The organism is bacterium (genome assembly GCA_020440705.1).
Lineage (GTDB): Bacteria > Krumholzibacteriota > Krumholzibacteriia > LZORAL124-64-63 > LZORAL124-64-63 > JAGRNP01.
On the sequence record JAGRNP010000014.1, the window covers coordinates 22,130 to 34,352 of the forward strand.

The following is a 12,223-nucleotide window of genomic DNA, read 5'->3' on the forward strand; positions in this document are numbered from 1 at the left end:
CTCAGCGGCGGGGCAACGGTTGCGGCGTCGAACGCGCGACGACGTCGCCCTCGCGCACGACCTCGATCCGCCAGGTCATCGCGGCCGCGTCGCCCCCCGCGCGCTGCGGCGGGGTCCAGTCCACGCCGGCCGCCGTTCCCGCCTCGATGCGGCCGACCTCGACGAGGTCGCCGCCGAAGAAGACGACCCGGAAGGTCTCGCCGGGAGCCGCCGGACGGGTCCACGACAGGCGGTAGCCGCCGTCCGTGACGACGCGGGCCTCCATGCCGAAGTCCTTGGCGGACAACGTGGTGCGGGTCACGCCGGCGGGCCCGCCCGGCAGCGGATCGCCCTCGCGGGACAGCCCCACGACCAGGACCAGGACGGCCGCCGTCGCCAGCAGCGAGGCCGTGACGCGCGACCGCAGGATCCGCACGACCGTCCCGGGCTCGCGGCGGGACGCGGGGGTCGCCAGGGCGGCCAGGCCGGCGGCGAGCCGCGCCTCGCGCGCGGGATCCGCATGGGACGGGCTGCCCGCCACGAATCCCGCGAAGGCGGCGAGCAGGCCGCGGCAACGCGGACAGGAATCGACATGGGCCCGGCGTGGGTCGCCGGCGGCGAGCTCCGCCATAGGTCCCAGTTCCTCGATCGACGGACACGGTTCAGTCATGGTCGAACCTCCTTTTCCCCGCCAGCGCGGCCCTCAGCTTCCGGCGCGCCGTCTGCAGCACGGCGCGCGCGCCGGTGGTCTGGTCGAGATCCAGCAGCCGCGTGATCTCCTCGAGCGGCATGTTCTCGAAGTACCGCAGATACACCGCCTCCTGTTCCCGCGGCGCCAGATAGCGCCTCAGGCGCCGCAGCCAGGCCTCCCGCTCGGACGCGGCCTCCAGCCGTCCCAGCGCCGACACCGCGTCGTCGACGAGCTCGTCGACGGCGTCCGGGTCGCCGGGGGGACGGCGGCTGCGCAGCTCGTCCAGGCAGCGATTGCGCACGATGGCGAACAGCCACGACGAGAACTGCGACCGCCCCGCGAACCCCGCGAGACCGTGGTACGCCTTCAGCAGCACCTCCTGCGCCACGTCCGCGGCCAGGTCCGGATCGCCCAGCTGGGCGTGGCACCACTGGAAGACCCGCGCGTGGTAGCGCTGCAGGAGCTCGGAACCCGCCGCGGCCCGCGCGGCGGGGTCGCGCGCCTCCAGGGCACGACAGACCAGCTCGGCGTCGGTCGGCGGCGCGGGACGTCCGGCGTTCATGTCTGAGACGGATCCGGCAGGCGGGCGATCACGAAAATCTTCCTCTCGCGCTGAAGGCGGCGACGGCGGCCAGGAGCAGGGCGCCGGCGCCGAGCAGACGGCCCGCGGGCAGGGAACTCCGGGCCGGCGACAGGTCGAGCCGCTGGTTCCCCTCCCCGATGACGACGAAGCCCGCCCAATAGTACGGGTCGGCGAAGCGGCTGTCAGCGGCGAGCTCCCGCTGGGCGGCGGCCAGGGCCCCCGCGACCGTCCCGCCGCCCTCGAGACCGCGATAGAAGCCGTGCATCAGCCGGAAGGTCGCCGCATCGTCCACCGGCCACAGGCTGGCCACCACCGTGGGCGTGCCCGCGGCGATGAACGCCGACCCGAGCCCCATGACGCCGCCCCCGTCGGACACGGCGCCGCCGCCCGACTCGCAGCCCGCCAGCACGGCCAGCCGGGCGCTGCGGCGGGTCGCCGCGATGTCGGCGGCCGACACGACGGTGTCGCCACCGAGGTGGACGGCCGAGCGCCAGGGGTACGTGTCGCTCACCTCGACGTGGGACGCCAGGTGGATCAGGTCGCCGTCGGGCAGCCGGGCGTCGTCGTCCCGCAGCGGCGCCTTCGCGCGGTCCGCGTAGCGCCGTTCCAGCCACGCCACCTCCCGCACCGCGGCGGCCAGCTGCCGGCCGGAGCCGTCGACCCCGCCGCCGGCGATCCACACCGAGCCGACGGCGGCCGGTGCGGCGGCGAGTCCGGCCCGCAGGTCGGCGAAGATGCTCGCCGACGGGACCCGGCACGCCACGACGCCCGGTCCCGCCAGGAAGGCCTCGGGCAGGCGGTTCAGGACGCCGTCGGGGCAGCAGATCAGCCGGGTCCGGCCGGCCAGCACGTCGGCCACCGGATCCAGGAGGAGGCGGCGCAACGCGTCCCGGCCGGCGGCGACCGCTTCCCCGCGCCCGGGCAGCGCCGGCCGACCGGTTCCGAGCAGGGCCCGGAAGAGCGCGACCCGTTCGGCCAGTTCGGCCGCCGGTGGCAGATCGGCCACGCGGACTTCGGTGCGCGTCACCGCGAACACGAAGGAATGGTCGGCCCCGAGGAAGCAGTCCAGCAGGACCTCGTCGGCGGCGAGCGCGGCCTGGACCGCCGCCAGCGTGGTCGGCTCCCGCGGCTGCGCCGGGGTCGCCTGCGGCCCGACCATCCGCTCGAACAGGGTGCGCGCCTTGAACTCCTGCAGCAGGGCGTACGCGCGCCGCAGCCTCCGGTCCGCGTCGCCGGACGGCGTGCCGTTCAGGAGCAGGTCCGCCAGCTCCAGGTGGATGCGGCGCCCCTCCTCCCCGCGGCGTTCGCGCCAGACCGGATCCCGCGGCACCCCGCGTTGCTCGCGCCACACGGCGGCCGCGCGCTCCAGGCAGGCGAGGGCGCTGTCCGGACGGGCGAGGGCCCGCCAGGCCCGCCCCGCTTCGAGGGGCGCCACCAGCCGCCCGGTCGGGACGTCCGCGGCGATCCCCTCGCGCTCGAGTTCCGCCATCCGGACGAGCGCCTCGTCCGGACGGCCGGTGTCGTTGAGCAGCCGGCCGAGGCGGACGCCGTACTCGAAGCGCAGGAACGTGTCGCCGAGGGAACGGGCCTCCCCGGCGAACCCGAGCATCAGCGTCGCCGCCTCCTCCGCGCGGCCGAGCTGCGCGAGCGCGACCGCCCGACCCAGGACCGCCTCGAGGCGATCGCGGGCGGTGACCGGATCGGGGCGTGCGATCAGATCGGCCAGGAGACGCTCCGCCCGGGCCGGGCGCCGCTGCATCGTCAGGACGATGGCCTTCTCGGTCTGCGCGCTGTACTCGCGCCCGGTGAATCCGCGCTCCCGGCAGGTGGCGATGGCGTCGTCGAGGAGTTCCAGGGCCCGGTCGTAGTCGCCCAGGGCGGTCAGGCAGATGGCGACGTTGCGGGCGACGGCGACCGCCTCCTGCAGCACGCCCCCGGCGGTGTGGAGGGCATAGGCGCGGCGGAAGTGCTCCGCGGCCCGCCCCGGATCGCCGACGCCGTATTCGAGGGCGCCCAGGTTGTTCTCCGCCAGCGCCTCGACGAACGTGTCGCCGATCCCGCGCGCGACGGTGAGGGTGCGGTCGTAGCACGCGCGGGCGGCGGTGAAGTCGTGTTCGCGGTCGAGCACGGTGCCGAGGCCGTTGAGCGCGAAGACCTCGCCGCGCACGTCGCCCGCGGCGCGGAACAGCGCCACCGCCTGCTCGTAGTGCCGCCGTTCGGTGGCGACGTCGCCGGTCCGGCCGGCCTGGAAGGCGAGCCCCGCCTCGGCCCAGCCCCAGTGGGTGGAGTCCCGCGCGGACCGGGCGAGCTCCCCCATGTCGCGGAACAGGGCCTCGGCCTCGGCATGCTTCAGGTTGTAGCCGAGGCACACGCCGTACCAGCGCATGCCCCGCAGCTGCCAGCTCGTGTCGGCCGCAGCGCGGGCGAGGTCGATTCCCTCGGCGAGAGGGGGCTCCCCGCGCCGGCTGTCGCCCAGCGTCGCGAACATCTGGCCCTGCAGGATCAGGAGGCGTCCGAGCTGGAGGGTGTCCGCGGCCGCCCGCAGCCGCGGCAACGTCGCCGCCACGCAGGCGTGGGCCCCGTCGCGATCGCCGGCGCCCCACAGCGCGCGCACCGAGTCGATGACCGCCGCGGCCGGCGGCGCGGGCGGCTCCGCGCGAACCTCCCCGGGGCGCAGGGACAGCAGGAACCCGAGCAGAACGGCGCCGACGAGACCGGAACGGCCCGCGACCGGCGGGCGCCGCCCCTTCACCGACGGGGAACGCGGTCTGTCCATCTTGGCGTCGCTCCCGAGGGTCGCGGTGGTCCGACTTCGCCGGGCGCCGCGGCGCCCGTGGTTTCATCATACCACGTCGCGCCGGTCGGCTCGCCCCGGGATCCCGGTGTCCCGCCGCCGCCCGCGCCATGTGCCCCGGCCGTCCCTGCCGGCGGACCGGCGCCCCCGTCAGTATTCGGCGGTCAGCTGGGACCCTTCCTGCCGGACGGACAACTGGAAGTACGTCGAATCGGAGAACCGCAGGCCCAGATGGGTCGTCCCGGACGCCTGCAGGTCCGCCACGACACCGGTCACATCGAGCGAGAACGTGTCGCGGCCTCCCGGCGCCAACGCGAACAGGCCGGCCCGCGTGCCGGCTCCGTAGTCGCCGGCGTCCGGCACCCCGTTGGCCGCATAGACCGACACCTCGAACGCGGCGAACGGGTCCGCCGAGCTGTAGATGAAGTCGGACACGGCGAACTCCGCAGTGACCCGGGCGGCGGTGCCGAAATCGATTGGGAATTCCAGCATCGCGTCGTCCTGGCCGTCGTCGAAGATGCCGGAGCTCCCGAGCGGATCGAGCTGGGTGCCGTTGCGCACCGAGAACCGGGCGACCGGCTCCCGCACGGCGGGTTGCCGCGGGGCCACGGGGTCGTCGTCATCGCCGCAGCCGACCGCCCCGAGCAGGAGCAGGAGCGGCACGAGCAGCACGGCGGCCCGGACGAGCCGGTCCGGGCGGGGCGGATGGGTCGAAGCAGCAGACATGGAACCAGACCTCCTGGCAGGGGACGGGCCGACAATCACCTGCACATGCGCAATCCCGGCCCCGCTGCGCAAGGTCCCGCCGCCGCCGCCGCGCCGGACGGGATCGGCGGAAATTCCCGGGCTCCCGCCTACTCCAACCGGATCGTCCTCTCGAACGTGCCCCCCGCCTCGACGGTCATCTCGAAGGTGTCGGCATGGCCCTTGTGCGCGCCGAGTGTCGAGTACTTGACCGAGTACGTGCCGGGCGTCAGCACGAACTTGCGGGGATTCGACCCCTCGCTCGTATAGGTGCGCGCGCCGGCGACCCCACGGCCTGTCGCCTGGTCGGTGATGTTCACGACGGCGTCGACCAGTTCGTCGCCCTTGCGCACGCCGATCAGGGCGATGCCCGTCGCGAACCGGTGCACCACGTCCCGCGTCTCCGCGGCGGCGACCTCGATGCCGGCCACCTCGAAGGTGGTCGTCGTGCCCTCGACGGCCAGGGCCTGCACCTCGGCGCGGTAGAGCCCGGGCGGCACCTGCATCTCCTTGGCGCGGCCGTAGGTGCGGCCCTTGGCGACGGGCTTGCCGTCGGCGATGAGGGTCACCAGGGCGTCCCAGCCTTCGTCGTTGTTCATGACGGTGAAGCTGACGGTGCCCGCGTCGAAGCGCACCACGTGCTCGCTCAGCTCGTCGTCGCGCACCGTCACGCCCCGCAGCCAGATGGGCTGCAGGTCGGTGTCCTCCAGCGCGCTCACCTTCAGATCCCAGGTGCCGGCCGGCAGCGCGAACAGGGCGCCCTTGTGGTAGCTGCGCGCCGCCCGGACGGCCTTGCCCCCTCCCGGCGGGAAGGCCTCGATGTAGGCGTCGAGCGGGGCGCCGTTCTTGGTCGCCGTGAGGCTCACGTTGGCCGGCAGATCGACGGTCTGCGCCGTGGCTTCGTGCAGCCCCGCGGCCAGCTCGTCGGCGCTGGCGGCGTCGAAGTAGCGGCCGCCGCCGGCCTCGGCCGCGCACTCGAGGGCCGCAGTCTCGCCCGGCTGCAGGCCGAAACCGACGATGTGCAGCACGAACTCGATGCCCTTTTCGCGCGCGTCGCGCACCACGCCGCACAGGTCGCCGTCGCACGACTCGATCCCGTCGGTGAGCAGGATGATCGTGGCCCTGCGGCCGTCCTGCGCCAGCCGGTCGATCACCTGCGTGGCCGACCAGGCCAGCGGCGTCTTGCCCAGGGGCCGGATCGCGGCGAGCGCCGGACCGACGGCGGCCGGCGCCGCGTCCTCCAGCAGCGTCTCCACGTCGCGGCAATCGCCCTCGCTGCGGTGGCCGTAGGCGACGAGGCCCACCGTCTGCCCCGCCGGCAGTTCGCCGACCGTGGCGGACATGACCTCGCGGGCGATCTCCACCTTCGCCCGGTCGTCGATGCGGCCCCACATGGAACCGCTGGAGTCGTAGATGAAGACGATCGGGGAGGGCGCCGCGGGCTCGGCGCCGGGCGCCGAAGAGGCGAGCAGGGTCAACAGGACGAGGGGGGCAAGGAGACGGGTCATGGCACGGCCTCGCGATTCCATGGGGCAGCGCCGGCCGGGATCGGACCCGGCCGGCGCGCCGTGAACAGCGGGGAGGTGACAGGGATGCCTCCGGAACGATGATGTCCGCACACCCTACCACATCCGGCGCCGTTCCGCTGCCCCCCGCTCCGCAGCCCGGTCCCGCAGGCCGGACCGTCGCCGCCGGCCGGCTACCGGTAGGTCGCCTTGAGGCTCCCCCAGCCCAGGCCGTCGACGCGGACGGCACCGCACGAGTAGGCTGGCCGTACCCCATGCACCGCGATCGCGCAGGTCCGGTCGACCACCAGGAGGAACTCCCCGTCGGTCGCCACCGGCGGCAGGACCGAGTCGAAGACCAGGGTCGTCACGCCGCCGTCCGGCATCGTGCACGAGGTCCCGTCCCCGGCGACGAATGTGAGATAGGGATAGTCGGGACTCGGGGAGTCCGGACCGCATTCCAGGGCCCCCGCATAGGGAACCTCGCAGCCTCCGCCCGCGCCGATTGCCGCGCCCGCGTCGTCCGGGAAGCGGTACTGGCCCGCCAGTTCGGTGCAATCGCAATCCGTTCCGGGCACCACGGCATAGAGCTGCCAGGTGCTCGTCGTGTGATCGCGATAGGACCAGGCAATGGTCATCGTGTAGCGCCACATCCCCTCGTCCGGCGCGGGCAACAGGTCGGCAGTGATCCCGACGTCGGCGACGCAGACCGCCAGGGCGAGCGGAGCCGGCAGCAGGAAGAGGATGCAGATCGGGATGGCACGAAGGAATCGGCAAGGCATGATGGTCCCCCTTGGTCGACGAGCGACGCTTTGGTCGGGAATGCGATCAGGGGGTGGGCGCCAGACTACCACCACCGCCATCCGGATGCAACCGGACGGCCAGAAAGTCGCGATTCCTACCTGAGCGACGAGAACGCCGCGAGCGCCTTCTCCCGCGACGCCTTCAGGTCCACGACCGGTGCCGGATAGTCCGCGCCGATCGCGATCCCGGCGTCCTTCAGCACCCCTGTCGGCGCCGCCCACGGCTCGTGCACCCAGCGATCGGGCAGGGCGGCCAACTCCGGTACCCACCGCCGCACGTACGCGCCTGCGGGGTCGAAGCGCCTGCCCTGCGTCACCGGATTGAAGATCCGGAAATAGGGCGCCGCGTCGGCCCCGCTGCCGGCCACCCACTGCCACGAGGCGCTGTTGTTGGCCAGGTCGGCGTCGACCAGCGTGTCCCAGAACCACTCCGCGCCCACGTGCCAGTGCACGAGCAGGTTCTTCACCAGGTACGAGGCGGCGATCATGCGCACGCGGTTGTGCATGAAGCCCGTCCGCCACAGCTCGCGCATGCCGGCGTCGACGAAGGGGATGCCCGTCCGGCCCCGTTGCCAGGCCTCGATGTGGGGCGACTCCCACGCCCACGGGAAGCGGTCGAACTTGTCCTGGAAGTTGCCGCGCGGCAGCGTCGGGAAGTGGTAGAGCAGGTGGTGCGAGAACTCGCGCCAGCCCAGTTCGCGGCGGAAGGCCTCGGCGTGGGCGCCGCCGCCCGCGGCATGCCACACCTGGTGGGGCGAGATGGTCCCGCAGTGCAGGTGCGGCGACAGGCGCGACACGTGCTCCTGCGCCGGGAAGTCGCGGCCCTCCCCGTAGCCCGCGAGGCCGCCCGCGACGAACGTGTCGAGCCGCTCCCGGGCGCCGGTCTCGGAGATCGTCCAGTGGGGCGCCAGCATCTCCTGCCAGCCGAGGGGCGACTCGAGCTGCAGCGCGTCGAGGTCCAGCGCTCCCGGCACCTCCACGTGGGCGTGGACCAGGTCGCGGGGCGCGGGCAGCGGTTCGCGCGGCGGCGCGCCGGCCAGGCACCCGTTCCGGTAGTAGGGCGTGAACACCCGGTAGGCCGTGCCGTCGCCCTTGAGCACCTCCCACGGCTCCCACAGCAGCGACCCGTTCGAACTCTCGGCGCGCACGCCGGCGTCGTTCAGGGTCGCCTTGATCCGCTTGTCCCGGTCGATGCGCCAGGGCTCGTAGCAGCGGTTCCAGAACACGCCCACCGCCCCGGTCGCGGCCACCAGGCGGGGCACGATCTCGTCGGCCCGGCCCCGCAGCAGGACCAGCCTGCCGTCGAGCGAAGCGTCCAGGGCCTGCAGGGCCTGGTGCAGCCACCAGCGCGACGCTCCGCCGCGCCGCCACTCGCCGGCGTTCCCGTCGTCGAGGATGAAGACGGGGAGCACGCGCGCGGTGCCGTCGGCCGCCGCGCGCAGGGCGGGGTTGTCGGCCAGGCGCAGGTCCTGGCGGAACCACATGATGTGCAGGGGTCGGGACATGGGAGCTATTCCGCCTCGGCCAGCTTCGCTGTCAACTCCGTGAACCAGCCGGTGACGATCTGCAGACGTCGCGACTTGCGGTCCTTGGCCACGTCGATCATGAGCAGACGGCCGCCGGCATCGGGCACCGAGAAGGCCGAGTTGTAGTACGAGAAGTCGTAGGCCCGGCTGAACAGCTTCTCCGGCCGGCCCACGCTGATCTCCCCGTTCGGACGGGCCTCGGCCCCGACCTCCACCCGGTTGATCTGCCCGCCGTCGCGGAAGAGCAGCTCGCTCCCGCCCGCGTTCCAGACCGGATCGGAACCGCCCTCGATGGAGACCTGCACGCGGGAACCGCCGTCGGGGAAACCCACCACGTACACCTCATTGCGGCCGCTCTCGTTGCTCACGTAGGCCAGCCAGCGCCCGTCCGGCGAGACCTGCCCCTTGACCTCGCTGAAGGGCGTGGCCACGAGGGGCCGCGCCTCGCCCTCGCCGTCGAGGGGCAGCAGCCAGATGTCGCTGCCGGTCTCGGGATAGGCGCGCGTGTGCACGAGCCAGCGTCCGTCCGGCGAAACGCTCGAGGGCAGGGTGTCGATGGGTTCCTGCAGCAGCGGCTTCGGTGCGGCGGAACCGTCGGCCGGACGCGACCAGATCGCGAACTGCGGCTGCTCGTGGTTGTAGATGATCGTCCGGCCGTCCGGGGTCCACACCGGGTTGAAGTCGGCCGTCTCGGTGAAGGTGAACCGCGTCGAGGTGCCCCGCTCCAGGTCGCACAGCCAGATGTCCCGGTTCGTGCCGTCGTGGATCGTCACCGCGACCCGGCGCCCGGACGCATCGACGCGCGGACCCTCGTAGAGGCGTTCGGGCAGGTCGATGGGCACCGCCGTGCCGTCGCGCTCGATCCACGCGATCCGGCTCGGCACGTTGATCTCCGAGGCGGGCGCGTAGACGAGCGTCCCCTCGTCGGAGAAGTCGAGGAAGGAATACCCGTCCGACGAGTTCAGGTAGATGTCGTCGAGGACGGGCACGGGCTGGCCCGTGGTCGCGACAGCGTCGGGATCGAAGGGCACCGCCATCAGCTGGTTCTCCCGGACGAAGACGAGATGTCCGGTCGGCACCCAGCGGGCGTAGGTGGCGTCGCGCAGGATCTCGTGCGTCTCGCCGCTGGCCAGGTTCAGGGCCATGAGGCGCGGCTTGGGCGAGGCCCACGCGGTGTAGGTGACCCACTTGCCGCCCGGCAGCACGTCGGGCCACCAGTGGCCCAGCTCGCCGGCGGCGGCGTCCGGCGTGGTCAGCTGGCGCGGCTCGGTCGCGTCGGGGCCGATCACGGCGAGACCGCCGGCGTAGCTCGAGGTGAAGACGATGCTGCCGTCGCTCAGCCACACGCCGCCGCCCCAATCGGACTTGCAGATGTCGACCGGCTGGCCGCCGTCGATCTTGGTCTTGCGCATGACGCCGTCCTGCATGAAGGCGAGCCAGCGGCCGTCGGGCGAGAAGGACGGGGTCTCGGCGTCGTCGGTGCCCGGCAGGCGACGGAACCCGGTCGCGGCCAGGTCGCGCACGTACAGGGCGCCCGAGGCGACCGACACCGTGGCCACGGCGAACCGCGCGCCGTCGGGCGAGACGCTGATCGAGTGGCGTCCGGACGAGAGCCAGGCGCCCTCGGGCAGGGTGATCTCGGCATGCAGCGGGCGCTCCGGCGCCGGCGCCGGCCGCCTCAGGGCCAGCCAGGCGCTCGTGCCGGCGACCAGGGCGCAGATCACCGCCACCGTCCAGGCCCACCGGGCGCCGCCCCCGCGCCGGGCGGCCGGCAGCGCCCCCGTCTCGAGCGCCTCGTGCGCCGAGGTCCCCTCGCTCAGGATCTCCTCGAGCACGATGCGCGCGTCGGCCATGTGGTGCAGGCGCCGCTTGCGGTCCTTCTGCAGGCAACGGCGCAGCAGGCGCCGGACGCTCGGCGGCAGGTCGGTGGGCAGGGCCTCCCAGTCGGGCTCCGAGCGCAGCACGTGGGCCAGGGTGTCGCTGACGGTCTCGCCGTGGAAGAGCCGCCGCCCGCTGAGCAGCTCGTAGACGATGACCCCGAAGGCCCACACGTCGGTGCGCCCGTCGACCTCGTGGCCCCGGGCCTGTTCCGGCGACATGTAGGCCGCCGTGCCGAGGATCATCCCGTCGGCCGTCATGGCCGCCGTCAGCGTGGGCGAGGCGCCGGGATCGCCCCCCGCGACCTCCTCCCCGGCATAGGCCCGCGCCAGGCCGAAGTCGAGGATCTTCACTTCGCCGTCGGGAGCGAGCTTCACGTTGGCCGGCTTCAGGTCGCGATGGACGATGCCCTTGTCGTGGGCGGCCTCGAGCCCGGCGGCCATCTGCACGCCGATGCGCAGCACCTCTTCGAGGGGCTGGGCGCCCCGGTCGGCCACGGCGGCCAGGGTCTCCCCCGCGGCGAGCTCCATGGCCAGGAAGATGCGCCCGGCGTCCTCCTCGAGGCCGTGGATGCCGGCGATGTTCTGGTGGCTGAGCGCGGCGAGAAGCTTCGCCTCGCGCCGGAAGCGGGCAAGACGCTCGGCGTCGGCGGCGAAGTCGGTGGGCAGGAGCTTGAGGGCGACGTCGCGGTCGAGGCGGGTGTCGCGGGCGAGGAAGACCTCGCCCATGCCGCCGGCCCCGATGGGCCGGACGATCTCGTAGTGGGCGAGGCGGTCTCCGGCGTTCATGCGGCCTCCCGCTCGGGACACCTGGCCGCCGGCAGGCGGCCGGGAACTAGTTCAGCGCGTCGACCACCAGCATCGCCGACACGAGCAGGGCGAAGGTGTTGATCTCCATGAAGCGGATGCGGCAGCTCCTGTGGAAGGGCTGCAGCGCCGCGGCGCCCTGGCTCGCGAGGCCGATCACGTCGACCCGCAGCAGCGCCAGCGAGCGCACGACCACCAGCAGCCCCGCGGCGGCCACGACATAGGCCAGGCTCACCTCGTCGAAGAGGTGCACGAGCGGCAGCAGCAGGGCCGACACCGCCAGGGCCGCGATCCAGATGAAGGTCAGCTTCACGATCTGGCGCCGGTCGAAGCGGTCGAAGAGCGAGGGCAGGCCGCCGTCGGCGTAGTCCCGGTGGTAGAAGAGCAGCAGCAGCCAGAAGTGCGGGATCTGCCAGATGAAGAAGAAGAACGCCACCAGGTGGATCGACGGGTCGCTCAGGTAGCCGCCCGCCGCCGACCAGCCCACCACCGGGGGCAGCGCCCCGATCAGCGCGCCGGGCAGGGCCGCGAAGGGCGTGACCCGCTTCAGCGGCGTGTAGACCAGGTTGTACACCACGGCGGCGCCCAGCCCCAGCAGCATGGGCGCGAGACCGAAGAAGCCGAGCACGACCGAGCCGGCCGCCAGCAGCCCGAGGGCGAACAGGGTCGCCGCGCGGCGCGAGATGCGCCCCGCCGGGATGGGCCGCCTAGCCGTGCGCTCCATCAGGACGTCGATGTGGGCGTCCTGCACCTGGTTCAGGGCCGCGGCGCCGCAGGCCTGCAGCAGGATGCCCGCCATCACGGGCAGGATCGGCAGGTCGACCTGGCCCCGCGCCATGACGTAGCCCACCCCCGTGGTGATGGTCGACGCCAGGGTGATGCGCAGCTTCAGCAGTCCGAGCCAGTCCTTCACG

The 12,223-nt window shown here is 73.3% G+C and carries 9 protein-coding genes; all 9 read right to left on the bottom strand.

The annotated features are described in order from the left end of the window. Window position 1: 1 nt before the first annotated feature. On the bottom strand, window positions 2-649 hold the full coding sequence (locus KDM41_03885; GenBank protein ID MCB1182550.1) for a hypothetical protein: 648 nt from the start codon (window positions 647-649) through the stop codon (window positions 2-4). After that, window positions 642-1,232, bottom strand: coding sequence for a sigma-70 family RNA polymerase sigma factor (locus tag KDM41_03890; protein MCB1182551.1), 591 nt, complete (start codon window positions 1,230-1,232; stop codon window positions 642-644). The genes KDM41_03885 and KDM41_03890 overlap by 8 nt, the downstream gene beginning before the upstream one ends. A gap of 28 nt (window positions 1,233-1,260) precedes the next feature. Next, the gene (locus tag KDM41_03895; GenBank protein ID MCB1182552.1) at window positions 1,261-4,029 is read right to left on the bottom strand and encodes a CHAT domain-containing protein; all 2,769 of its coding nucleotides are present in this window, start codon (window positions 4,027-4,029) and stop codon (window positions 1,261-1,263) included. 168 nt (window positions 4,030-4,197) lie between these two features. Further along, on the bottom strand, window positions 4,198-4,773 hold the full coding sequence (locus KDM41_03900) for a hypothetical protein (protein MCB1182553.1): 576 nt from the start codon (window positions 4,771-4,773) through the stop codon (window positions 4,198-4,200). A gap of 128 nt (window positions 4,774-4,901) precedes the next feature. After that, window positions 4,902-6,299, bottom strand: coding sequence for a VWA domain-containing protein (locus tag KDM41_03905; GenBank protein ID MCB1182554.1), 1,398 nt, complete (start codon window positions 6,297-6,299; stop codon window positions 4,902-4,904). A 191-nt stretch (window positions 6,300-6,490) separates the two neighbouring features. Beyond that, window positions 6,491-7,078 carry a hypothetical protein gene (locus KDM41_03910; GenBank protein MCB1182555.1) on the bottom strand — a complete coding sequence of 196 codons (588 nt, stop codon included), beginning with the start codon at window positions 7,076-7,078 and terminating at the stop codon, window positions 6,491-6,493. 116 nt (window positions 7,079-7,194) lie between these two features. After that, entirely contained in the window at window positions 7,195-8,604 is a 1,410-nt protein-coding gene (locus KDM41_03915) for a deoxyribodipyrimidine photo-lyase (protein ID MCB1182556.1), read from the bottom strand. A 5-nt stretch (window positions 8,605-8,609) separates the two neighbouring features. Next, the gene (locus KDM41_03920; protein ID MCB1182557.1) at window positions 8,610-11,291 is read right to left on the bottom strand and encodes a protein kinase; all 2,682 of its coding nucleotides are present in this window, start codon (window positions 11,289-11,291) and stop codon (window positions 8,610-8,612) included. A 46-nt stretch (window positions 11,292-11,337) separates the two neighbouring features. Continuing rightward, window positions 11,338-12,222, bottom strand: a complete 885-nt coding sequence (locus KDM41_03925) for a protoheme IX farnesyltransferase (protein MCB1182558.1) — start codon at window positions 12,220-12,222, stop codon at window positions 11,338-11,340. Window position 12,223: the final 1 nt, after the last annotated feature.

What these genes read in the sequence shown, in the direction of transcription:
- KDM41_03885 (MCB1182550.1), bottom strand. Translation starts at nt 649, where the DNA reads ATGACTGAACCGTGTCCGTCGATCGAGGAACTGGGACCTATGGCGGAG.
- KDM41_03895 (MCB1182552.1), bottom strand. Translation starts at nt 4,029, where the DNA reads ATGGACAGACCGCGTTCCCCGTCGGTGAAGGGGCGGCGCCCGCCGGTC.
- KDM41_03910 (MCB1182555.1), bottom strand. Translation starts at nt 7,078, where the DNA reads ATGCCTTGCCGATTCCTTCGTGCCATCCCGATCTGCATCCTCTTCCTG.
- KDM41_03905 (MCB1182554.1), bottom strand. Translation starts at nt 6,299, where the DNA reads ATGACCCGTCTCCTTGCCCCCCTCGTCCTGTTGACCCTGCTCGCCTCT.
- KDM41_03890 (MCB1182551.1), bottom strand. Translation starts at nt 1,232, where the DNA reads ATGAACGCCGGACGTCCCGCGCCGCCGACCGACGCCGAGCTGGTCTGT.
- KDM41_03920 (MCB1182557.1), bottom strand. Translation starts at nt 11,291, where the DNA reads ATGAACGCCGGAGACCGCCTCGCCCACTACGAGATCGTCCGGCCCATC.
- KDM41_03900 (MCB1182553.1), bottom strand. Translation starts at nt 4,773, where the DNA reads ATGTCTGCTGCTTCGACCCATCCGCCCCGCCCGGACCGGCTCGTCCGG.
- KDM41_03915 (MCB1182556.1), bottom strand. Translation starts at nt 8,604, where the DNA reads ATGTCCCGACCCCTGCACATCATGTGGTTCCGCCAGGACCTGCGCCTG.